Origin of the sequence: Streptomyces sp. NPDC008079, from assembly GCF_042957385.1 — a bacterium.
Classification (GTDB): Bacteria; Actinomycetota; Actinomycetes; order Streptomycetales; family Streptomycetaceae; genus Actinacidiphila.
Genome location: NZ_JBIBIC010000004.1, coordinates 174,326 through 194,336 on the forward strand (window position 1 = coordinate 174,326; position 20,011 = coordinate 194,336).

The following is a 20,011-nucleotide window of genomic DNA, read 5'->3' on the forward strand; positions in this document are numbered from 1 at the left end:
GGTCACAGTTGCTGCGGAGCGAATCCTTTCCCCTGTGAGTCGCCTGTGAACAGGCCAGGCGGGTGATTCTTCATCAAAGTGTGATTCTGCGGACGAGTTGGGCGTGAGGTGGCTGCCGCCGCACGCGTGACGGCCGTTCCCCCGGGCCTGCGCTGGTCGCGCTCCGGGCAACGCGACGGCCGGGCGTGCCAGGCGCCGAAGGGGCCGTTCGTGATCCGCCGGACAGGCTCTAGTCGGCCGGGGCGCTCGCGGCCCGGACGGCCGCCAGACCGGCGTCCAGCAGACGGCGCAGGCGCAGGCCGTCCGCGGCCACCGCGGTGATCAACGCGGCGGGGCCCGCGAGCGGGGTGACGGCCGCCCGGCCTTCGGCGGGGTCGGCGAGCAGCGTGCGGGCGACGGCCGGGAGGTCGGCGAAGCCGGGTTCGATCAGCAGGAGTTGGCCGACTGCCCGGTAGCGGCCGAGGACGGCCGGGCCGTCCCAGCCGGTGGGGGCGCCGGGGCCGAAGCGGAGTTCCTGGTCCAGGAGCGGGCGGCCGTCGAGGTGGGCGGTCAGCCGGGTGCTGAGGTGGCCGGGGGGTTCCGCGTGGCGGCCGAGGATCTGTTCGTCCCGCAGCAGGAGGCGCGCGCCGGGGCCGAGGTCCACGCGGGTGGTCATCCGCAGGTCGCTGCGGTGGGCGGCGATCACCGGCTCGGGCAGCCAGCGCAGCGCGCCACCGGCCCGTACGGTCAGCCGCACGTCGTACGTCGCCCGCCCGCCGTCCCGCCCCGGCAGGGACACCGTGGCCGCGGCGGACCCCACCGCGAGCCGTGCGCCCTGCCCCACCTCCGCCTCGATCCGCAGCCGGTCGCCGCCGAGCGGCGCGCTCATCGCGCCGACCACCATCACCCCGGCCCCTTCGCCGTCGGCGCCGCCGACGACCCGGCTGCGCCGCAGCGCCAGCGGTCCGTCACCGGCCAGCACGGGCAGCGCCGTACCGCCGTGCCCGTCGGGGGCGGCGACGATCCGCGCCGTGGCGACGACGCCGCGCGCGGTGTCGCGGACCGCCACGTCGTTCACGCCGTCGTCGCGGGGACGGCGGCCCAGGCGGCCAGGCGGTCGCCCACCCAGGCGGCGACCGGGGCGACGCCGTCGGGGGCGGCGACGGAGGTGAGGACGACGGGCAGGTCGCCGCGCTGGGCGGCGGCGTCGCGGGACATGCGGGTGAGGTCGGCTCCGACGTAGGGGGCGAGGTCGGTCTTGTTGATCACGAGGAGGTCGGCGGTGGTGACGCCGGGGCCGCCCTTGCGGGGGATGTCGTCGCCGCCCGCCACGTCGATGACGAAGATCTGCGCGTCCACCAGTCCCTTGGAGAAAGTGGCGGTCAGATTGTCGCCGCCGGACTCGACGAGGATGAGGTCGAGCGGGCCGACCGCGTCCTCCAGGTCCTCGACGGCTTCGAGATTCGCGGAGATGTCGTCCCGGATCGCGGTGTGCGGGCACGCGCCGGTCTCCACGGCGGCGATCCGTTCGGCGGGCAGCACCGCGTTGCGCAGCAGGAATTCGGCGTCCTCGCGCGTGTAGATGTCATTGGTGACCACGGCGATCGACAGGTCGTCGCGCAGTCTGCGGCACAGCGCCGCGACGGTCGCGGTCTTGCCGGACCCGACCGGGCCGCCGAGCCCGATCCGCAGCGCGCGCCGCCTGCCGTCGGCGCGGACGGCGGGCGAGGAGTGCGCGTACCGCTCGGGGAAGGTCTCGGGGTGGTCGAGATGCATGGTCAACTCCGTTGGTGCGGACGGCGTTCGGAACCGGGCGGCGGATGAGGCTGCGGATCGAGAGGCGGATCAGGCTGCGGATCGGAAGGCGGATCGGGAGGCGGGTCAGGAGGCGAAGAGGCGTACGGGCCAGGCGGCGTGGTCCTGCGCGGCAAGGTCGAGCAGCGGCGCGGACGCGGCGGGCAGCACGTCCGGGCCTTCGGCGAGGGCGCGTTCGGCGGCGAGCGCCGCAGCGGCGGCCGCCTCGTCGACGCACGGTGCCAGCCGGGCGAGTACGGCCGCGGCGTGGAAGGGGTCGAGGCTCAGCAGCCGTACGGCGGCGGTCGCGGGTCCGCTGACGGACTCGTAGGCGGCGACGTGTGCCGCGTCCTGCGGGAGCAGGCCGGCGGCGCGGGCGGTGACGCCGAGGACGACGGGCTGGTGGGCGCCGCGCGGGCGGGCGGCGGCGAGCTGGTCGAGCGCGGGTGCGGGCCAGGCGGCGCGGGCGGCGCGCAGGAGCTGGCGGCCGAGCTTGCGGGAGGTGGTGCGCAGGGCGGGCGAGGGGGTGCGGGCGTCGGCCGCCGCGTCGAGGACGAGCGGGTCGAGGCCGAAGGTCGCCGCCGCGGCCAGTGCGGCGGCGACCAGTCCAGTGGTGTGCAGACGGCCCCGGCAGAAGTCCGCCAGGGTCGCCGCGTCCCGCACCCGGCCGTCGGCGACCGCGGCCTCCGCGCCGCCGGAGTGCGCGTGGCCGCCGGCCGGGAAGCGGCCGTCGGCGAGCAGCAGCAGGGCGGCGCGCGCGGCGGGTGTCGTGGTCGTAGGGGGCGGTGTCGTCGGGGTCATGGTCTCAGAAGAGGAAGTACCGCTGGGCCATGGGCAGTTCCGGCGCTGGCGCGGGCTCCACGACCTCGCCGTCGATCCGTACGGTGAACGTGTCGGGTTCGACCTCGACTCTCGGCAGCGCGTCGTTCTCCCGCATGTCGGCCTTGGTCAGGGCGCGTGTACTGCGGATCGGCACGAACTCCTTGCCGAGGCCGAGGCGTTCGGGCAGGCCGTCCTCCAGCGCCGCCTCGTTGACGAAGTTGACGGAGTTGGCGGCGGGCGCGGCGCCGACCGCGCCGAACATCGGCCGGGGAAGCACGGGTTGGGGGGTGGGGATGGACGCGTTGGCGTCGCCCATCTGGGCGTAGGCGATCTGCCCGCCCTTGATGACGAGTTGCGGCTTGACCCCGAAGAACGCCGGTTCCCACAGCACCAGGTCGGCGAGCTTCCCGGCCTCGACGGAGCCGATCTCGTGGTCGAGGCCCTGCGCGACCGCAGGGTTGATGGTGTATTTGGCGACATAGCGGCGGGCGCGGTGGTTGTCGGCCGCGCCGTCGCCGGGGAGCGCGCCGCGCCGTCGCTTCATCACGTGCGCGGTCTGCCAGGTGCGCAGGGCGACTTCGCCGATCCGGCCCATGGCCTGTGAGTCGGAGCTGATGATGCTGATCGCGCCGAGGTCGTGCAGGACGTCCTCGGCGGCGATGGTCGACGGGCGGATCCGGGACTCGGCGAAGGCGAGGTCCTCGGGGACCGACGGGTTGAGGTGGTGGCAGACCATCAGCATGTCGAGGTGCTCCTCGACGGTGTTGACGGTGTGCGGCCGGGTCGGGTTGGTCGAGGACGGCAGCACGTGCGGCTGCGAGACCACGGTGATGATGTCGGGCGCGTGCCCGCCGCCCGCGCCTTCGGTGTGGTAGGCGTGAATACCGCGGCCCGCGATGGCGGCCAGGGTGTCCTCGACGAATCCGGCCTCGTTCAACGTGTCGGTGTGGATGGCCAGTTGGGCGCCGGTCCGCTCACAGACCGTCAGGCAGGCGTCGATGGCGGCGGGGGTGGCGCCCCAGTCCTCGTGGATCTTGAACCCGACGGCTCCGGCGCGCAGTTGGTCGTGCATGGACCGCTGGTTGACGGTGTTGCCCTTGCCGAGCAGCCCCACGTTGACCGGGTACGCCTCCAGGCCCGCGAACATCCGCGCCAGGTGCCAGCCGCCGGGCGTGACGGTGGTCGCCTTGGTGCCCTCGGCCGGTCCCGTGCCGCCGCCGATGACGGTGGTGACGCCCGCCGACAGGGCCTGCGGCAGCAGCGTCGGCGAGATGAAGTGGACGTGCGCGTCGATGGTGCCGGCGGTGAGGATCTTGCCGTTGCCCGCGATGATCTCGGTCTCGGGGCCGATGACGAGGTCGGGGTGGACGCCGTCCATCGTCTCGGGGTTGCCCGCCTTGCCCAGCGCGGTGATCCGGCCGTCGCGGATGCCGATGTCCGCCTTGACCACGCCCCAGTGGTCGAGGACGACGGCGCCGGTGATGACGGTGTCGGGCGCGCCCTCCGCCCGGCTGGTCCGCGCCTGGCCCATCGATTCGCGGATCACCTTGCCGCCGCCGAAGACGGCTTCGTCGCCCGCGAGTCCCGGCCCGCCCGCCAGGTCGCGTTCGACCTCGATCAGCAGGTCGGTGTCGGCCAGCCGGACCCGGTCCCCGGTGGTGGGGCCGTAGAGGTCGGCGTATACGGCCCGCGAGAGGTCAGCCATCGAGCGCCCCCGCGGTCTCGCCGCGCAGCCCGGCCACGACGCGCTGTCCGGCGATCGGCACGAGTTCGACCTCGGCGGGGATGCCGGGCTCGAAGCGTACGGCGGTGCCCGCGGCGATGTTCAGCCGCAGTCCGCGGGCGGCGGCGCGGTCGAACTCCAGACCGGGGTTGGCCTCGGCGAAGTGGTAGTGCGAGCCGACCTGGACGGGCCGGTCGGCCGCGTTGAGAACGGTGAGGCGGGTCACCGGACGGCCCGCGTTGAGCGGCACGGGCGCGTCCGCGCTGAGGATCTCTCCGGGGATCATGGCGCTCCTGCCCGTCAGACGATCGGCTGGTGGACGGTGACGAGCTTGGTGCCGTCGGGGAACGTGGCCTCGACCTGCACGTCGTGGATCATCTCGGGGATGCCGTCCATGACGTCGGCGCGGGTCAGCACGGTGCGCCCGGACTCCATCAGTTCCGAGACGCCGCGGCCGTCGCGGGCCCCTTCGAGCAGATGCGCGGTGATGAGCGCGACCGCCTCGGGGTGGTTGAGCCGCAGCCCGCGGGCGCGCCGCTTGGCCGCCACGTCCGCGGCGACATGGATGAGCAGGCGTTCCTGCTCGTGGGGGGTCAACTGCACAGCCACACCTCACAGTCGTCAGAACCCGCGAGATTAGTTCGACGCGGTTTCGACTGCGTTAACCCCTGTTACGGGCGGCGGTCGCTGTTACGGACGGCGGTCGCCGGTCTGGTGACCCCGGTGCTCGGCCGCGATGCCGAACCGTCGGCGTTCGCCCGTGGCGGACGTACGGGAGCCGACGGCGGAGACCGTACTGATCACCTGCTCCTCGGCCTGCTCGTCGAGATCACGCAGTCGTTGCAGGTCAGCGGCGGACACCAGGGCGACGAGGGGCTTGCCGTGGCGGGTCAGCACCACCTGTTCGCCGCCGTAGACCACGCGGTTGATCAGTTCCGCGAGCTCGGCACGCGCTTGTGTCACCGGGACGTCATGGGTCATGCTCCCCATCATAACGAGATGTACGTCCTGTACATTTTGACCAGTGGCCAGTTCCTGCGCCCAGATCCGCCCGGAGGTGCACGCCGTGTTCCGTCCCACCGCCCGCTACGTCCTGCCCGAGTTCACCGAACGCAGCAGCAACGGCGTCCGCACGATGGACCCGTACTCCAAGCTGCTCCAGGAGCGGATCATCTTCCTGGGCACCCAGGTCGACGACACCTCGGCGAACGACGTGATGGCCCAGCTCATCCACCTGGAGAACGCCGCCCCCGAGCAGGACATCAACCTCTACATCAACTCGCCCGGCGGCTCGTTCTCGGCGATGACCGCCATCTACGACACGATGCAGTTCGTCACCTGCGACGTGGCGACGGTCTGCATCGGGCAGGCCGCCTCGGCCGCGGCCGTGCTGCTGGCGGCGGGCGCGCCGGGCAAGCGCATGATCACTCCGGGCGCGCGGGTGCTGATCCACCAGCCGTCGCTCGGCGAGGTGGTCCAGGGGCCCATCTCGGACCTGGAGATCCAGGCCAACGAACTGCTGCGCACCCGCGAGCAGTTGGAGACGCTGCTGGCCCGGCACACTGGCCAGGACATCGAGCGGATCCGTACCGACATCGAGCGGGACAAGGTCCTCGACGGCGAAGAGGCCGTCGCCTACGGGCTGGTGGACAAGCTGACCACCAGCCGCAAGACCAACGGCCCCGCGTACGGCCTGCGGTGACCCGCGGTGGTCCCGGAACTGCCGCCGCTTCCGGCGCTCACCCGCTCCGAGGGTGAGCTGATCGACTCCTACCTGGAGGTCGTCGATCTGCTCGGCCGGATCAATCCGTCCCGCACCGCCGACACCTACAGCGCCCTGCGGGCCGCCCAGGCGCTGGTGGGCCGGGCGACCGCGCTGCGCGACGCGCTGACCGTGATGCACATGCGGGGCGAGACCGAACTGCACCACGCCACACTGGCCCGCGCCCTGCGGGTGCTGGACGGCGAGCGGCGGTCGGGGCTGGTGGCGCTGGCGCCCGATCCGGCCGCGGGGCCGCCGCCCGCGTGAGGCTGGTGCGGACAGCGCGGCCCGTGCGGTCCGTGCGGCCCGTTGGTGTGAGCCTCGTGCGGTCCGCCGACGGAGAGCTCGCGCGGCACGCCGACACAGGCCAGGTGTGAGCGCGGTCACTCTGCGCGCTCGAAACCGTCGGCACTGCACCAAAGGGGCTCATCCCATCGGCGTATCCACCGCCACTTCATGATCTCCGGCCGAATTGCGCGCACCGGCCAAAACCGCCCATCGTCCGTCACATATCCGCAGGTCAGATGATGCGACCGGAGGCGTGGACCGGGCGATTCGCCCCGGTGTCCACCCGAATAGGTGAGTCGTGACCTGACTCACACCGCGCGTTTCCCGCCCGGCTGTGGCCGGTTCTGTGCGTCACCATCCGTAGTGACGACAAGCCCCCGCCGCCGTGGCGGGGCGGTCCACGCGGACGCCCAGTCCCGCCGCCGCGTGGACGTCAGGTCGACATGAGTGCACCGGCGGGAGCGGAGGACCCAGGTACGACGGGTCGGTCACGGCACAGCGCCGGAGCCGTCCCTTGGGGTGAAGCCGCACCACGCGGCCGGGCATCTTCGCCAGCCCGAACCCGACAGGTCATCCTTCGGAGGCTGATGACGAAGGGTTGCGCATGTTCGCGCTCAAGTGCATCTCCGGACGGCTGTCCCGGCTCGGGACGGCCTCCGTGCTCACCGCCACAGCGGTCGCACTGCCCGCGCTGCTGCCGGGCACCGCCCAGCAGGCCGAGGCCGCGACGATGGGCGTGAAGGCCCTGAACGTGGCGGCGTCGAAGAAGGGCTCGCCCTACCAGTGGGGCGCCACCGGCCCGAACCGCTTCGACTGCTCGGGGCTGACGCTGTACTCGTTCAAGCGCGCGGGCAAGAAGCTGCCGCGTACCGCCGCCGCCCAGTACAACAGCACCCGGCACATCTCGTCGGGGGCCCGCCGCGTCGGTGACCTGGTGTTCTTCCACACCGGCCGGTCCATTTACCACGTCGGGATCTACGCCGGGAGCGGCCGGATCTGGCACGCCCCCAAGACCGGCGCCAGGGTCCGGCTGGAAAGGATCTGGACCAGCGCCGTCTGGTACGGGCGGGTGGCGTGACCCGGACGGCCGATTCCGGCCGCGCCGCGTATCGCGCCCGTACGGCGTATACGGTCCGTGGAGCGGTGGGCACTCGCCGCCGCGCGGCCCGGCCGTCGTCCGGCCCGAACAGCGGCCCGGAGCCGTAGGACAGTGCGGGCCGGCGGCTCGGGTGCGACGGGGGCGACCCGCCGCACCCCCTTCAGCGGCGTGGACAGCCGGTCCGGCCGGGGGTACGGCTCCCCCGGCCGGATCAGGGACGGTCAGCCCGCCGGGAGCAGCACCGGCGCGAGCGGACGCGGCGCCGGAATCCCGCGCCACGGCACGTAGTACGGGTTGCGTACGCAGCCGGCCAGGTCCTCGTCCTTGGTCGCCTTGTCGACGGGACAGGCGCCGACGATGAAGCGCCGGGCGAGGCCGCCGGGGAAGGCGACCTCGTGCTGGTCGGCCCACTTGTGGGTGTCACCGATCGTGGCGTTGACGTCGATGCCGCCGGGCGCGTCCACGTAGTAGTTGAAGCCGGGCTTCCACTGCTTGTAGAGGTCGTGGTCGTAGCTGGTGCTCACGAACGGCGACGGCTGGTTCTTCAGCACGTACGCCGCGAGGTCGTACTGCCCGTCCTGCGCGGCCTTGGGCTGGAAGCCCTCCTGGAAGACCACGGCGGGGGCGCGGCCGTCCGAGCGGAACAGCTCCCCGCACGTGCGCCGGTAGGACGGCTCGGGGGTGATGCGCTCGACGTCGACGCTGCGGTCGGCGGCGGCGAACAGCGGGTCGTGGACCACCGGGCACCAGCCGTCGTCGCCCGCGGGGGCGGGACGGGGCACGAGGGACGTGGAGGGCGCGGACAGGGCGGTGGGCGCCGCGGGGGACAGGGGTCCGGAGGCGACGGCCGACGCGGTTTCCGACGTGGCCGCGGTCTGCGCGGCGAGTACGGCGGTCAGGGTCAGCGCGCCGGTCGTGAGAAGCGACCGGACTCGGTTCTTGATCATGACGCACAGACTCGCGGGACCGGCCCCGCGATCGGCCGCATGTCACCCGATCGTAGGCGCGTCCGGCCGCGTACGGGACGGCTGAGAGGATGGTCGGATGAGCTCGCCGACCACCGCGGCGCACCGCGCCGGGCCCTCCCTGCGGTCCCTGCTGGACGCCGCCGCGCGAGGCGACTTCCCGCCCGCCGACGGCACCGTCACCTTCGTCGCCCAGCCGTCGGCCCGCGACGCCGGAGTCATCGCCTTCACCGCCCACACCGTGGTCTTCGCCGACATCGCCGACGCGTCGGGGACGGCGGGTACGGCGGGTACGGCCGAATGCCCGGCGTCCGAAGACACCGGTGCCGGTCTCCGCGCCCTGCTCCCGCCCGACGACCTGTCCGCTCCGCTCAACCCGCCTTTCCTGACCGCTCTTTGCGCCCGCACCGGCCGTGTGGTCAACAACCTCGACCTGCTGGCCCTGGCCGCCCCGCTGCCGGGCCCGCCCCCGCTCCCCCTCACCGAGACCACCGACCGCTCCCATCCGCGGATCGTGCGGGCGCTCCAGCACCGCGACGACGTGCGGGCCTGGACCGCGCCCGGCGGCACCGTCCTCATCGGCCGCGGTGTGGCGGGCCGTTGGGAGACCGCCGTCGAGGTGGACCCGGACGCCCGCGGCAAGGGCCTCGGCCGCCTTCTCGCCCTCGCGGCCCGTCATCTCGTCCCGGACGGCGCGGCGTTGTGGGCCCAGATCGCCCCGGGCAACGCGGCGAGCGTGCGGGCCTTCCTCGCCGCCGGTTTCGCACCGGTCGGAGCAGAGGCGCTGCTGGTGCCGCCGACGCGCCCGTGAACAGCGCCCGTCGCTCAGGCCACCGGGACCGCCCAGGGGATCGTGATCCAGACCGTCTTGCCGCCCTCGTCGGTCGGCGTGATCCGCAGCCTGCCGCCGGACTCCGCCGCCAGATGCCGAATGATCACCATCCCGCGCCCGTTGTCCTGCTGGACCGCCGCGGGCAGCCGCTGGGGCCAGCGCGGGTGGCTGTCGGTCACGCCGATCAGCAACTGCTCCTGCCGTTCGAGACGCACGTCCACGGTGAAGGTCGGCGACATTCCCGAGGTGTGCAGCACCGCGTTGGTGGCCAGCTCGGAGACGATCAGGCGCACGGCGTCGACCGAGGGGGCGTCCGACGGCAGTCCCCATTCGGCGAGTCGGGCGCAGACATAGCGCCGGGCCGCCGGTACCGAGGCAGGGTCGCTCGGCAGAGTGACGGAAGCTTCCTGCAGATCTGCCATGGCGACATCGTTCCTTTCCCATCCCACCGCGGACCGGGGTATCGGCGCGGGCTCTCCGGGCCACGCCCGGAAGTGGCTGGTTCGCGCCAGACTGCCACTAATCGTGCCGCCGTTTCGGACGGTCCACCGCGCAATGCATATATCTGTCGCTCAAATCGGTGAACTCTGCTACGTGGATACGCATTTGGTCGGCACACTGTCGTAATGACTGCCCGACTACCGGCATCCCTCACTTCAGGAGGTGCGAGAGGCCATGGAACGGGTCCCCGCCGTACGACGACGCAAGCTCGGCGGCGAACTGCGCCGACTCCGCGACCTGTCCGGAATGACCAGCGAGCAGGTCGCCGAGGCGGCCGGCTGGCACCAGTCGAAAGTCAGCCGTATCGAGACCGGCCGCAGCAGCGTCAGCGCCGAGGACGTCGACGTGCTGCTCGACGTCTACGAGGTGCGCGACCGCGATCTGCGCGACCTGCTGGGCACGCTGGCAGGTCAGGGCAGACAGCGCGGCTGGTGGCAGGACTTCCGCGACGTACTGCCCGTGGAGTACCGCGACTTCATCAGCCTGGAGGCGGGTGCCAGCCGGGCCCGCTCGATGGAGAACAGCGTGGTGCCCGGCCTGCTCCAGACCCCCGCCTACGCCCGGGCGCTCACCCGCGACGTCATGCCGCATCTGACCCGGAGCGAGGCCGGCGCACTGGTCGACGTGCGGATCGCCCGGCAGGCGGTGCTGCGCCAGGACGAGCCGCTGGAACTGTGGGCCGTGCTGGACGAGGCCGTGCTGCGCCGCGTGGTCGGCGGCCCCGCGGTCATGTCCGATCAGTTGCGGTCACTGGAACGCGCCGCCGCGCTGCCGCAGATCCGGCTCCAGGTGCTGCCCTTCGGTGCCGGAGGCCACATAGGAGTTACGGGTTCGTTCGTTATCTTCTCATTTCCGCGCATCGCTGATCTCGACGTGGTTGTTATCGATCATTTGACGAGTAGTCTCTACGTCGATCGAAAAGAAGACATCACCGCTTACGGCGCCGCTTTCACCCGATTGAGCAACATTGCCCTTCCTCGCGACGAGTCCGTCGCGTTGATCAGTAAGATCGCCGGGGAGATGTCGCGATTCGCAGGCGCATAAAGGAGGCCACCATGGCGGCACAGTCCGGGTACGTTTCCTCGAGCGCGTCGATTTCCGGCGTGACATGGCGGAGGAGCAGTCACAGCACCGCCGCGAACAACTGCGTGGAGACCGCGAGACTGGCCTCGGGGCTGCTCGCCGTCCGCGATTCCAAGGACCAGGAGGGGCCCGCGCTGCTCTTCCCACCGGGTGCCTGGTCGCACTTCGTCGGGGCGCTGCGCCGGGACGACCTCGGCCCCGCGTAGGACCGGGTCGGTTCCTGCGGCGGACGGACGGCGGCGGGCCGCGCCCTCAACCGCGCGGCGCCGTACGGACGATGACGTCCACCGCGCCCGCGACCTGCGCGTCCGTCAGGTCGCAGCGCGCGGTCAGCCGCAGCCGGGACACTCCGTCGGGGACGGACGGCGGCCGGAAGCAGCCGACGGCCAGACCCGCGGCCCGGCACCGGGCCGCCCACTCGACGGCCGCCTCGGGCGAGGGCGCGCGCACCGACACCACACAGGCGTCGGGCGCCGTCGCGTCCAACTCCGCGGCGGTCAGCATCCGGTGGAAGGCGCGGGCCACGTGCAACGCGCGGTCGGCGCGCTCCGGCTCGCGCCGCAGCAGCCGCAGCGCGCCGAGGGCGGCGCCCGCCGCGGCCGGGGCGAGACCGGTGTCGAAGATGAAGGTGCGGGCGGCGTTGACCAGGTGCTCGATGACGGCCGCGGGGCCGAGCACCACACCGCCCTGCGCGCCGAACGCCTTCGACAGCGTCGCCGTGCTCACCACGTCGGGGGCCCCGGCGAGTCCGGCCGCCGCGAGCGCGCCGCGCCCGCCCTCGCCCAGCACGCCGAAGCCGTGCGCGTCGTCGACGAGCAGCGCGGCGCCGTACTCGCGGCAGGCCGCGGCGAGCGCGGGCAGCGGCGCCGCGTCGCCGTCCACCGAGAACACCGAGTCGCTGACGACGACGGAGGACGCTCCCCCGGACCGGGACGCGTCGGCGTCCCGCCGGGCCCGCGCGCCGAGCGCCTTGCGTACGGCCTCGGGGTCGGCGTGCGGCACCACTTCGGTGGTGGCGCGCGACAGGCGGCAGCCGTCGATCAGTGAGGCGTGGTTGGCGGCATCGGAGACCAGCAGGGTGTCGGGGCCGGTCAGCGCGGTGACGGCGGCGAGGTTGGCGGCGTAGCCGGAGGCGAGGACCAGGGCCGCCTCGAAGCCGGTGAAGTCGGCGATCTCCGCTTCGAGTTCCGCGTGCAGCGCGGTGCTGCCGGTGACCAGCCGGGAACCGGTGGCGCCCGCGCCCCAGCGCAGGCAGGCGTCGGCGCCCGCCTGCGTGACCTCGGGGTGCCGGGTCAGGCCGAGGTAGTCGTTGCCCGCGAGGTCGAGCAGTTCCCAGTCCGCCGGGCGGGGGCGCAACTCCCGCCGGAGCCCGGCCTCGCGCCTGATCCGGTCCTGTTCCGCGATCCAGCCGAAGGGACCTGACGGATCGGCGGTGCCGCTCCCGGCGGAGGCGTGCGGGTCGGCGGGGTCGGTGCTCTTCACGGGTGTCCCTGGGGTCGGCGGGTCGATGGATCGGGTGGATCGGGCGGATCGGTGCGCGAGCCGGTCGGGCGGATCGGCGGCTTTTCGGCTCAGCGGTTCTTCGGCTCAGCGTTTCAGTGGCACTTCGGTTCAGCGGCACTTCTGGTCGGGCCGCGCGCCCCCTCACACGGACGCCATCAGCAACGTACTGGCCCGCACACATGCACAGGGTGTGGTGATGCACACACCAGTAGCCACCCGAGTTGTGCGGTCCGCCATTGGCCGCGGGTGCCGTCGTGCGCGAGGATCGCCCCTATGGATCTGCTGACCACTCTCGTGGACAAGGGGCTGCGGCGCGAGCTGCCCACCAGGGACGAGGCGCTTGCCGTCCTCGCGACCTCCGACGACGAACTGCTCGACGTGGTGGCCGCCGCGGGCAAGGTGCGCCGCCAGTGGTTCGGACGCCGGGTCAAGCTGAACTACCTGGTCAACCTCAAGTCCGGGCTGTGCCCCGAGGACTGCTCGTACTGTTCGCAGCGGCTCGGCTCGAAGGCCGAGATCCTCAAGTACACCTGGCTCAAGCCCGACGAGGCCGCCGCGGCGGCGCGCGCCGGGGTGGCGGGCGGCGCCAAGCGGGTGTGCCTGGTGGCGAGCGGGCGCGGTCCCACCGACCGCGACGTGGACCGGGTCTCGGCGACCATCGCGGCCATCAAGGACCAGAACGAGGACGTCGAGGTGTGCGCCTGCCTCGGCCTGCTCTCCGGCGGCCAGGCCGAGCGGCTGCGGACGGCGGGCGCGGACGCGTACAACCACAACCTCAACACCTCCGAGAACACCTACGGCGACATCACCACGACGCACACCTACGCCGACCGCGTGGACACCGTGCGGCAGGCGCAGGCCGCCGGGCTGTCCGCGTGCTCGGGGCTGATCGCGGGCATGGGCGAGAGCGACGCGGACCTGGTGGACGTGGTGTTCTCGCTGCGCGCGCTCGACCCGGACTCGGTGCCGGTGAACTTCTTGATCCCGTTCGAGGGCACGCCGCTGGCCAAGGAGTGGAATCTCACCCCGCAGCGCTGCCTGCGCATCCTGGCGATGACGCGGTTCGTCTGCCCGGACGTCGAGGTACGGCTCGCGGGCGGCCGTGAGGTGCACCTGCGCACGATGCAGCCGCTCGCCCTGCACCTGGTCAACTCGATCTTCCTGGGCGACTATCTGACCAGCGAGGGCCAGGCGGGCCAGGCCGACCTCGACATGATCGCCGACGCGGGCTTCGAGGTGGAGGGCGCGGGGACGTCCACGCTGCCCGCGCACCGCGCCGACGTCGCGGAGGCGGCGACCGGCTGCGGTTCCCACGCTTCCGGCTCCGTGTGCGGCTCGCACGAAGGCGGCTGCGGCCCCTGCGGCCACGACGAGGACGCGGCACCCGCCGCGAGCGCGGCGCCCGTGCGGACCGAGACGGTGCGGACGGAACCGGTACGCGCCGAGGGCCCGCGCCCCGATCTGGTGGCGGTACGGCGACGCGGCGCGGGGACGGACCTGCCGCCCAATGCCTGAGCCCTGCCCCTCGCCCGACGCGCCGCTCGACCCGGACACGCTGCTGGCGCTGGACCGGGAGCACGTCTGGCATCCGTACGGCCCGATGCCCGGCCGTCAGGAGCCGCTTGTCGTCGCGTCCGCCTCCGGCGTACGGCTGCGGCTCGCGGCGCCCGCCGAGGGCCGTACCGAACTGGTCGACGGCATGTCGTCGTGGTGGTCGGCGATCCACGGCTACCGGCACCCCGTGCTGGACGACGCGGCGCACGCCCAGCTCGACCGGATGAGTCATGTGATGTTCGGCGGGCTCACGCACGAGCCCGCCGTACGTCTCGCGGCCAAGCTGGTGGAGATCACGCCGGAGCCGCTGCGGCATGTCTTCCTCGCCGACTCGGGTTCCGTGTCGGTCGAGGTCGCGATCAAGATGTGCCTCCAGTACTGGCGTTCGCTGGGCAGGCCGGACAAGCAGCGGCTGCTGACCTGGCGCGGCGGCTACCACGGGGACACCTGGCAGCCGATGTCGGTGTGCGATCCGGACGGCGGCATGCACGAGCTGTGGTCGGGCGTGCTGCCCCGGCAGATCTTCGCCGACGCCCCGCCGCCCGGCTTCGACGCGGCGCCCGACGCCGTGTACACCGCGCATCTGCGGGAGTTGATCGGACGGCACGCCGACGAGCTGGCCGCCGTCATCGTCGAGCCGGTGGTGCAGGGCGCGGGCGGCATGTCCTTCCACTCCCCCGAGTACCTGCGGGTGCTGCGGGAGGCGTGCGACGAACACGACGTCCTGCTGGTCTTCGACGAGATCGCCACCGGTTTCGGCCGCACCGGCACGCTCTTCGCGGCCGAGCACGCCGGGGTCTGCCCCGATGTGATGTGCGTCGGCAAGGCGTTGACCGGCGGCTATCTCACGATGGCGGCGGCGCTGTGCACAGGCGAGGTCGCCGAGGGCATCTCGCGCGGCGAGGTGCCGGTGCTGGCGCACGGCCCGACCTTCATGGGCAATCCGCTGGCCGCCGCCGTCGCCTGCGCCTCCGTCGACCTGCTGCTCGACCACGACTGGGCGTTGGAGGTCAAGCGCATCGAGTCCGGGCTGCGCGAGGGCCTGGACGGGGTCGCCGCGCTGCCCGGTGTCCGCGATGTGCGGGTGCTCGGCGCGATCGGCGTCGTCCAGCTCGACCACCCGGTCGACATGGCGGCGGCCACCGCCGCCGCGGTGCGCGCCGGGGTGTGGCTGCGGCCCTTCCGCGACCTCGTCTACACGATGCCGCCCTATGTGACGGGCGACGACGACGTGGCGCGGATCTGCGCGGCGGTACGGGACGCGGCCGTCGCGGGCTGACCGGGCCGCGTCCCGGGCGGCAGACGCACGGCATCCGACATACCGCGCGCCGTACGGCATACGTCGTACGAGCTGACCGCGCTCGTCACCAATTGGGCGGAATGAGCGGTCCCGGCACGGGTACGAGGCGCGCCGGGACCGTACGCTCCGGGCACACGCGCGGCGCCCGGAGCGTACGGCGACATGACATGGCACGGCAACGAGGAACGGAGCGACACCATGGCCATCGTGGTCATCACCGGAACGGGTACCGAGGTCGGCAAGACGGTGGCCACCGCCGCCGTGGCCGCCGCGTCGCTCGCGCAGGGGCTGAGCGTGGCCGTGCTCAAGCCCGCCCAGACGGGCGTGGCGGACGGCGAGCAGGGGGACGCCGCGGAGGTGGCCAGGCTCGCGGGTCCGGTGACGGCGGCCGAACTGGCCCGCTACCCCGAGCCGTTGGCGCCCGCGACGGCGGCCCGCCGCGCCGGACTGCGGCCGGTGGGCCCCGAGGACATCGCCGAGGCGGCGGCCAAACTGTCCGCGGTGCACGACGTCGTGCTGGTCGAGGGCGCGGGCGGGCTGCTGGTCCGCTACGACGAGCAGGGCTCGACCCTCGCCGACGCGGCGGCGCTGCTGCGGGCCCGTGTGCTGCTGGTCGCCCCGGCCGGGCTCGGCACCCTCAACAGCACGGCGCTGACCGTCGAAGCGCTCAGCGCCCGCAAGGTCGACTGCATCGGTGTGATCATCGGAAGCTGGCGCGCCGAGCCGGAGCTGGCCGAGCGCTGCAACATCGCGGACCTGCCCGAGGTCGCGCAGGCGCCGCTGCTCGGCGCGCTGCCGGAAGCCGCCGGCGCCCTGTCCCCCGCCGCCTTCCGCACCGCCGCCCCCGACTGGCTGGCCCCGCAGCTCGGCGGCACCTGGGACGCGGCCGCCTTCGCGGAGGTCTTCGCCCCGGCGCCGTACAAGGCGTAGGCGCGCGGGGCATCGCCGTACAGGGCGCAGCCGTACGTACGGGCGACCGCGAGCGGGCGCAGCCGTACGTACGGGCGACCGCGAGCGCGCCGCTATCCGACCTGTCCGGCCGGGCCCAGCTCCGCCTCCGTCGTCCAGGTGCGCAGCTCGTCGGCTATCCGGTCCAGTGGCGCCGAGCCGTCCTTCACCAGCCGGGCCAGGTCACGTACCTGTTCCGGCGTCATGGAGGGCTTGAGGCGGCTGGCGACGAGGTAGGCGTAGGCCACGGCGGAGGCGAACAGCGCGTTCGTCTCCTCCAGCGCCGGGACGTGCACGAGCAACTGGAGCATGGCGGCGGCGCGGGTGTGGGTGTCGGTGTAGACGGGCGTGCCGAAGATCTCCGCGTCGTGCCTGCTGACGGCCGCGACGAGCGCGCCCCAGTCGGTCACCTGCGGGTCGCCCGGCGTGTAGTGCTCGGCGACCATCAGCAGCCATGCGAGGTCGATACGGAGGGTCAACGCGCGCCTTCACCCCGGGCGGCCGCCCGGGTGCCGAACTCCTCGGCGAAGACCTCTTCGTAACGCTTCATGAAGTCGGCGGCGGCCTCGACGAATGCCTTGCCGTTCTCGCCCTCGTCCTGCTGGACGAGTTCCTCGATATAGCGGTTCACACTGATACCGCGCTGCGACGCGCGCTGCCGGGCCGTCTCGGCCGTGGCTTCGTCCACCCGAACGTTCAACTGGGTCTTCGACATGCGTCCACGCTAGCGCCGTGGCGCTAGTAGCGGCAAGGGCGCCTTCCGCGGCAACGCCGGGAACCTCCCGCGCCCCCCGGGGACGGATCGGGGCCTTCGACCGTTGGCAGGGCATGAACGACATTCATCTCGCATGCCGGAATTCCCCACCCGGAAATCGGTGCGGTGATTGGCTGCGGTGATGAGCGATCTTCACCTTCGGACCGCCACCCCCTCCGACGCCCTGCCCGTCCTCGCCTTCTGGCGGGTCGCGGCCGAGGGCACCAGCATCAGCGACGACCGGGCGGGAGTGGAACGACTGATCGCCCGCGACCCCGGCGCCCTGCTCCTCGCCGAGCGGGACGGCGACCTCGTCGGTACGGTCATCGCCGGTTTCGACGGCTGGCGCTGCCACCTCTACCGCCTCGCCGTCCACCCGGACGCCCGGCGTCAGGGCGTAGCGACCGCGCTCCTAGACGCCGCCGAACGCCGCTTCACCGCGCTCGGCGGCAGGCGCGGCGACGCGATGGTGCTCGAACGCAACGAGCGGGCGCAGCACGCCTGGAGAGCGGCCGGGTACACCCGCGAGTCCCGCTGGCGCCGGTGGACCAAACCGCTCACCTCATGACGGTTCACCGAGCGACGACCGGGCCGGCCCCGGACCGCCAATACCGAGCGGTCGGCCCGGTCGTGGCCGATCATGGGACCGAGGTGACCGGATGACTGAAACACTTCTGCTGTTGGTGGCCGTACTGCTCACCCTCGCCTGCGGCGTCTTCGTCGCGGCCGAATTCTCCCTGACCACGATCGAGCGCGGTGAGCTGGAGCGCGCTGCGCGGGACGGCGAGCGCGGCGCCGCGGCGGCGCTGGCGGCCGTCCGCACACTGACCGTGCAGCTCTCCGGCGCGCAGCTCGGCATCACCGTGACGGGGCTGGTCATCGGCATGCTCGCCAAGAGCTCGATCGCGGAGCTGCTGCGCGGGCCGCTGCGGGCCGCGGGGCTGCCGGACTCGGCGTCGTCCTCCGTCGCCCTGGTGCTGGGCACCGCCCTGTCCACGGTGGCGCTGATGGTGGTCGGCGAGCTGGTGCCGAAGAACTGGGCGATCTCCACTCCGCTGCCGGTCGCCAAGGCCGTGGCGGCGCCGCAGCGCGCCTTCACCGCCGCCTTCCACCCGCTGATCCACCACCTCAACAACACCGCGAACCGGGTGCTGCGCGCGATGGGCCTCGAACCCGCGGAGGAGCTGGCGTCGGCGCGCGGCCCGCAGGAGCTGGCCGCGCTGGCCCGGCACTCCGCCAAGGAGGGTGTGCTGGAGGCGGACACCGCCGAGCTGTTCGTCCGTACCCTCAACCTCGCCGAGCTCACCGCGGAGAACGTGATGACGCCGCGCGTCCAGGTCACCGCGCTCGAAGCGCAGGCCACCGCCGAGGACGTGGCGAACGCGACCCGCGCGACCGGCCTGTCCCGCTTCCCCGTCTACCGCGGCAGCCTGGACGCGGTGATCGGCACCGCCCACATCAAGGACGTCCTCGCGGTCCCCGCCGACCGGCGCCCGCGCGTGCCGGTCACCGAGCTGCTGCGCGAACCGCTGCTGGTCCCGGAGACGCTGACGGTCGACCGGCTGCTCGACCGGCTGGGCGGACGGCGCTCGATGGCCGTGGTGATCGACGAGTACGGGGGCACGGCGGGCGTGGTGACCATGGAGGACATCGTGGAGGAGGTCGTCGGCGAGGTCCGTGACGAGCACGACCCGCACGAGCTTCCCGACCTGCTCTTCCTGCGGGAGGCGCCGGACGGGCGGCGGATCTACGACGCGGACGGCGCGACCCGTACCGAGGACCAGTTGGAGCGGATCGGGCTGCACGCCCCCGACGGGCCGTACGAGACGCTGGCCGGTCTGGTGGCCCAGCGCCTCGGCCGTATCCCGGCGCGCGGCGACGCCTTCGAGCTGGACGGCTGGCGGATCGAGGTCACCGACGCGAGCGGGCACCGGGCGTCGCGGGCCCGGCTGATCTCCCCCGCGCGGGCGGCCCGGCCCCCCGCCGCCGCGGACAGGGCGGCGGGCGGCACGCCCGGCGCCACGGCGGGCACCACGCCCGGCGACACCGCGGGCACGGCCGAGCGGAGACGTGACCGATGACCGTCGTCCAGTTGCTCATCGGCGCGCTCACCCTCGTGGTGAACGCGTTCTTCGTCGGCGCCGAATTCGCCATGATCTCGGTACGCCGCGGCCAGGTGGAAACCCTCGCCGAGAGCGGCGACCGCCGCGCCCGCAGCGTGGTGTGGGGTCTGGAACACCTCTCGCCGCTGCTGGCCGCGGCGCAGCTCGGCATCACCGTGTGCACGCTGGTGCTCGGTATCGTCGCCGAGCCCGCCATCGCGCACCTGCTGGAGCCGGTGTTCCACGCCGTGCACGTGCCGGAGGGCGCGATCCACGTCATCGCGTTCGTGATCGCGCTGGCCGTGGCCACGTATCTGCACATGCTGTTCGGCGAGATGGTGCCGAAGAACATCGCGCTGGCCGATCCGGTGCGGTCCGCGCTGGTCCTCGGCCCCCCGCTGGTGGGGCTGACCAGGGCGCTGCGGCCGGTGATCTTCGCGATCAACGCGTTCGCCAACACGCTGCTGCGGCTGCTGCGGGTGGAGCCGCGCTCCGAGGTGGCGGCCGTCTTCTCCGACGACGAGCTGTCCCGGATGGTGGTGGACGCCGGGGCGGCGGGGCTGCTCGACGAGCGGGCCGCCGAGCGGCTGCGGGACGCCCTGGAGCTGGGCAGGCGGCCGATCGGCGAGATCGTGGTGCCGCCCGAGCGGGTGGTACGCGCGCCGCTGGGCATCACGCCCGAGGGCCTGGAAGCGCTCGCCGCCGACTCCGGTTACTCCCGATTCCCGGTCGCCGACCCCGACGGCCGGGTCCTGGGCTACCTGCACGTCAAGGACGCCCTGGACGCCGATCCGCGGGACGCGCCCTTCCGGCGCACCGCCCTGCGGCACATCACCCGCGTCGGCGCCGCCACCCCGCTGGACGACGTCCTCACCGCGATGCGGGCGGGCAGCGCCCACCTGGCGGCGGTCGTGGACGACGCGGGGCGCGGCATCGGGCTGGTGACGATGGAGGACGTGCTCAAGGAACTGGTCGGTCCCGGACGCCCCTGAACGGCCGGGC

At 73.0% G+C, this 20,011-nt stretch carries 24 protein-coding genes and 1 riboswitch; of the genes, 12 read left to right on the top strand and 12 right to left on the bottom strand.

The annotated features are described in order from the left end of the window. Positions 1-229: 229 nt before the first annotated feature. From ACFZAM_RS12225 to ACFZAM_RS12255, 7 genes are all read right to left on the bottom strand, one after another. The gene (locus ACFZAM_RS12225; protein WP_391045132.1) at positions 230-1,057 is read right to left on the bottom strand and encodes an urease accessory protein UreD; all 828 of its coding nucleotides are present in this window, start codon (positions 1,055-1,057) and stop codon (positions 230-232) included. Beyond that, a complete protein-coding gene (ureG, locus tag ACFZAM_RS12230) occupies positions 1,054-1,755 on the bottom strand; it encodes an urease accessory protein UreG (protein WP_188282479.1) in 702 nt (233 codons plus the stop codon). Before ureG ends, ACFZAM_RS12225 begins: the two co-directional genes overlap by 4 nt. A 105-nt stretch (positions 1,756-1,860) precedes the next feature. Then, the gene (locus ACFZAM_RS12235) at positions 1,861-2,574 is read right to left on the bottom strand and encodes an urease accessory UreF family protein (protein WP_355341168.1); all 714 of its coding nucleotides are present in this window, start codon (positions 2,572-2,574) and stop codon (positions 1,861-1,863) included. 4 nt (positions 2,575-2,578) lie between these two features. Further along, the gene (locus ACFZAM_RS12240) at positions 2,579-4,300 is read right to left on the bottom strand and encodes an urease subunit alpha (RefSeq protein ID WP_391045136.1); all 1,722 of its coding nucleotides are present in this window, start codon (positions 4,298-4,300) and stop codon (positions 2,579-2,581) included. Then, positions 4,293-4,604, bottom strand: a complete 312-nt coding sequence (locus tag ACFZAM_RS12245) for an urease subunit beta (RefSeq protein ID WP_355341174.1) — start codon at positions 4,602-4,604, stop codon at positions 4,293-4,295. The genes ACFZAM_RS12240 and ACFZAM_RS12245 overlap by 8 nt, the downstream gene beginning before the upstream one ends. A 14-nt stretch (positions 4,605-4,618) precedes the next feature. Then, positions 4,619-4,921, bottom strand: coding sequence for an urease subunit gamma (locus ACFZAM_RS12250; protein ID WP_355341177.1), 303 nt, complete (start codon positions 4,919-4,921; stop codon positions 4,619-4,621). An 87-nt stretch (positions 4,922-5,008) separates the two neighbouring features. After that, on the bottom strand, positions 5,009-5,299 hold the full coding sequence (locus ACFZAM_RS12255; protein WP_188285531.1) for a type II toxin-antitoxin system Phd/YefM family antitoxin: 291 nt from the start codon (positions 5,297-5,299) through the stop codon (positions 5,009-5,011). Positions 5,300-5,384: 85 nt separating this feature from the next. Between ACFZAM_RS12255 and ACFZAM_RS12260 the strand changes: the two genes are divergently transcribed. The 3 genes from ACFZAM_RS12260 to ACFZAM_RS12270 all read left to right on the top strand — a co-directional run bounded on the left by ACFZAM_RS12260 (position 5,385) and on the right by ACFZAM_RS12270 (position 7,446). Continuing rightward, the gene (locus ACFZAM_RS12260) at positions 5,385-6,020 is read left to right on the top strand and encodes an ATP-dependent Clp protease proteolytic subunit (protein WP_355341360.1); all 636 of its coding nucleotides are present in this window, start codon (positions 5,385-5,387) and stop codon (positions 6,018-6,020) included. 6 nt (positions 6,021-6,026) lie between these two features. Beyond that, positions 6,027-6,347 (top strand): hypothetical protein, encoded by a 321-nt coding sequence (locus ACFZAM_RS12265; RefSeq protein ID WP_188285530.1) that lies wholly within the window; start codon positions 6,027-6,029, stop codon positions 6,345-6,347. A 493-nt stretch (positions 6,348-6,840) separates the two neighbouring features. Next, a riboswitch (cyclic di-AMP (ydaO/yuaA leader) is annotated at positions 6,841-6,969 on the top strand. A gap of 3 nt (positions 6,970-6,972) precedes the next feature. Next, the gene (locus ACFZAM_RS12270; RefSeq protein ID WP_355341181.1) at positions 6,973-7,446 is read left to right on the top strand and encodes a C40 family peptidase; all 474 of its coding nucleotides are present in this window, start codon (positions 6,973-6,975) and stop codon (positions 7,444-7,446) included. Between the two features lie 242 nt (positions 7,447-7,688). Here ACFZAM_RS12270 and ACFZAM_RS12275 read toward each other — a convergent pair whose 3' ends face one another. Continuing rightward, positions 7,689-8,414: an ADP-ribosyltransferase gene (locus tag ACFZAM_RS12275; protein ID WP_391045140.1), complete on the bottom strand. Its 726-nt coding sequence runs from the start codon at positions 8,412-8,414 to the stop codon at positions 7,689-7,691. A 97-nt stretch (positions 8,415-8,511) separates the two neighbouring features. On the opposite strand from ACFZAM_RS12275, the gene ACFZAM_RS12280 reads away from it, so the two are divergent. Beyond that, positions 8,512-9,243 carry a GNAT family N-acetyltransferase gene (locus tag ACFZAM_RS12280; protein ID WP_391045142.1) on the top strand — a complete coding sequence of 244 codons (732 nt, stop codon included), beginning with the start codon at positions 8,512-8,514 and terminating at the stop codon, positions 9,241-9,243. Between the two features lie 14 nt (positions 9,244-9,257). Here the strand turns inward: ACFZAM_RS12280 and ACFZAM_RS12285 are convergent, their stop codons facing one another. Continuing rightward, entirely contained in the window at positions 9,258-9,686 is a 429-nt protein-coding gene (locus tag ACFZAM_RS12285) for an ATP-binding protein (protein WP_355341190.1), read from the bottom strand. 253 nt (positions 9,687-9,939) lie between these two features. Here ACFZAM_RS12285 and ACFZAM_RS12290 point away from each other — a divergent pair, with 253 nt between their 5' ends. Together ACFZAM_RS12290 and ACFZAM_RS12295 are read left to right on the top strand one after the other, a co-directional pair. Next, on the top strand, positions 9,940-10,809 hold the full coding sequence (locus ACFZAM_RS12290; protein ID WP_355341193.1) for a helix-turn-helix transcriptional regulator: 870 nt from the start codon (positions 9,940-9,942) through the stop codon (positions 10,807-10,809). 11 nt (positions 10,810-10,820) lie between these two features. Further along, complete coding sequence (locus tag ACFZAM_RS12295; RefSeq protein ID WP_355341196.1) at positions 10,821-11,054, top strand: DUF397 domain-containing protein; 234 nt, start codon at positions 10,821-10,823, stop codon at positions 11,052-11,054. A gap of 46 nt (positions 11,055-11,100) precedes the next feature. Here ACFZAM_RS12295 and ACFZAM_RS12300 read toward each other — a convergent pair whose 3' ends face one another. After that, positions 11,101-12,330, bottom strand: coding sequence for an aminotransferase class I/II-fold pyridoxal phosphate-dependent enzyme (locus ACFZAM_RS12300; RefSeq protein WP_391045146.1), 1,230 nt, complete (start codon positions 12,328-12,330; stop codon positions 11,101-11,103). 294 nt (positions 12,331-12,624) lie between these two features. On the opposite strand from ACFZAM_RS12300, the gene bioB reads away from it, so the two are divergent. From bioB to bioD, 3 genes are all read left to right on the top strand, one after another. Next, a complete protein-coding gene (gene bioB / locus ACFZAM_RS12305) occupies positions 12,625-13,866 on the top strand; it encodes a biotin synthase BioB (RefSeq protein ID WP_391045148.1) in 1,242 nt (413 codons plus the stop codon). Further along, positions 13,859-15,184, top strand: coding sequence for an adenosylmethionine--8-amino-7-oxononanoate transaminase (locus ACFZAM_RS12310; RefSeq protein ID WP_391045151.1), 1,326 nt, complete (start codon positions 13,859-13,861; stop codon positions 15,182-15,184). The genes bioB and ACFZAM_RS12310 overlap by 8 nt, the downstream gene beginning before the upstream one ends. Positions 15,185-15,403: 219 nt before the next feature. Continuing rightward, positions 15,404-16,135, top strand: a complete 732-nt coding sequence (bioD, locus tag ACFZAM_RS12315) for a dethiobiotin synthase (protein WP_355341205.1) — start codon at positions 15,404-15,406, stop codon at positions 16,133-16,135. Positions 16,136-16,227: 92 nt separating this feature from the next. On the opposite strand, the gene ACFZAM_RS12320 is transcribed toward bioD, so the two are convergent. Both ACFZAM_RS12320 and ACFZAM_RS12325 read right to left on the bottom strand, forming a co-directional pair. Then, positions 16,228-16,632: a fic family toxin-antitoxin system, toxin component gene (locus ACFZAM_RS12320; protein ID WP_355341208.1), complete on the bottom strand. Its 405-nt coding sequence runs from the start codon at positions 16,630-16,632 to the stop codon at positions 16,228-16,230. After that, positions 16,629-16,868, bottom strand: a complete 240-nt coding sequence (locus ACFZAM_RS12325; RefSeq protein WP_355341211.1) for an antitoxin — start codon at positions 16,866-16,868, stop codon at positions 16,629-16,631. The genes ACFZAM_RS12320 and ACFZAM_RS12325 overlap by 4 nt, the downstream gene beginning before the upstream one ends. 181 nt (positions 16,869-17,049) lie before the next feature. Here ACFZAM_RS12325 and ACFZAM_RS12330 point away from each other — a divergent pair, with 181 nt between their 5' ends. The 3 genes from ACFZAM_RS12330 (at position 17,050) to ACFZAM_RS12340 (ending at position 20,001) form a co-directional block, all read left to right on the top strand. Then, positions 17,050-17,475 (top strand): GNAT family N-acetyltransferase, encoded by a 426-nt coding sequence (locus tag ACFZAM_RS12330; protein ID WP_355341214.1) that lies wholly within the window; start codon positions 17,050-17,052, stop codon positions 17,473-17,475. Between the two features lie 91 nt (positions 17,476-17,566). Further along, entirely contained in the window at positions 17,567-18,988 is a 1,422-nt protein-coding gene (locus tag ACFZAM_RS12335) for a CNNM domain-containing protein (RefSeq protein WP_391045157.1), read from the top strand. Then, a complete protein-coding gene (locus ACFZAM_RS12340; protein ID WP_355341220.1) occupies positions 18,985-20,001 on the top strand; it encodes a hemolysin family protein in 1,017 nt (338 codons plus the stop codon). Before ACFZAM_RS12335 ends, ACFZAM_RS12340 begins: the two co-directional genes overlap by 4 nt. Positions 20,002-20,011: the final 10 nt, after the last annotated feature.

Coding starts and splice junctions, on each gene's coding strand:
- ureG (WP_188282479.1), bottom strand. CDS start 1,755: ATGCATCTCGACCACCCCGAGACCTTCCCCGAGCGGTACGCGCACTCC.
- ACFZAM_RS12235 (WP_355341168.1), bottom strand. CDS start 2,574: ATGACCCCGACGACACCGCCCCCTACGACCACGACACCCGCCGCGCGC.
- ACFZAM_RS12240 (WP_391045136.1), bottom strand. CDS start 4,300: ATGGCTGACCTCTCGCGGGCCGTATACGCCGACCTCTACGGCCCCACC.
- ACFZAM_RS12245 (WP_355341174.1), bottom strand. CDS start 4,604: ATGATCCCCGGAGAGATCCTCAGCGCGGACGCGCCCGTGCCGCTCAAC.
- ACFZAM_RS12255 (WP_188285531.1), bottom strand. CDS start 5,299: ATGACCCATGACGTCCCGGTGACACAAGCGCGTGCCGAGCTCGCGGAA.
- ACFZAM_RS12270 (WP_355341181.1), top strand. CDS start 6,973: ATGTTCGCGCTCAAGTGCATCTCCGGACGGCTGTCCCGGCTCGGGACG.
- ACFZAM_RS12275 (WP_391045140.1), bottom strand. CDS start 8,414: ATGATCAAGAACCGAGTCCGGTCGCTTCTCACGACCGGCGCGCTGACC.
- ACFZAM_RS12280 (WP_391045142.1), top strand. CDS start 8,512: ATGAGCTCGCCGACCACCGCGGCGCACCGCGCCGGGCCCTCCCTGCGG.
- ACFZAM_RS12285 (WP_355341190.1), bottom strand. CDS start 9,686: ATGGCAGATCTGCAGGAAGCTTCCGTCACTCTGCCGAGCGACCCTGCC.
- ACFZAM_RS12290 (WP_355341193.1), top strand. CDS start 9,940: ATGGAACGGGTCCCCGCCGTACGACGACGCAAGCTCGGCGGCGAACTG.
- ACFZAM_RS12295 (WP_355341196.1), top strand. CDS start 10,821: ATGGCGGCACAGTCCGGGTACGTTTCCTCGAGCGCGTCGATTTCCGGC.
- bioB (WP_391045148.1), top strand. CDS start 12,625: ATGGATCTGCTGACCACTCTCGTGGACAAGGGGCTGCGGCGCGAGCTG.
- ACFZAM_RS12310 (WP_391045151.1), top strand. CDS start 13,859: ATGCCTGAGCCCTGCCCCTCGCCCGACGCGCCGCTCGACCCGGACACG.
- bioD (WP_355341205.1), top strand. CDS start 15,404: ATGGCCATCGTGGTCATCACCGGAACGGGTACCGAGGTCGGCAAGACG.
- ACFZAM_RS12325 (WP_355341211.1), bottom strand. CDS start 16,868: ATGTCGAAGACCCAGTTGAACGTTCGGGTGGACGAAGCCACGGCCGAG.
- ACFZAM_RS12330 (WP_355341214.1), top strand. CDS start 17,050: ATGAGCGATCTTCACCTTCGGACCGCCACCCCCTCCGACGCCCTGCCC.
- ACFZAM_RS12335 (WP_391045157.1), top strand. CDS start 17,567: ATGACTGAAACACTTCTGCTGTTGGTGGCCGTACTGCTCACCCTCGCC.
- ACFZAM_RS12340 (WP_355341220.1), top strand. CDS start 18,985: ATGACCGTCGTCCAGTTGCTCATCGGCGCGCTCACCCTCGTGGTGAAC.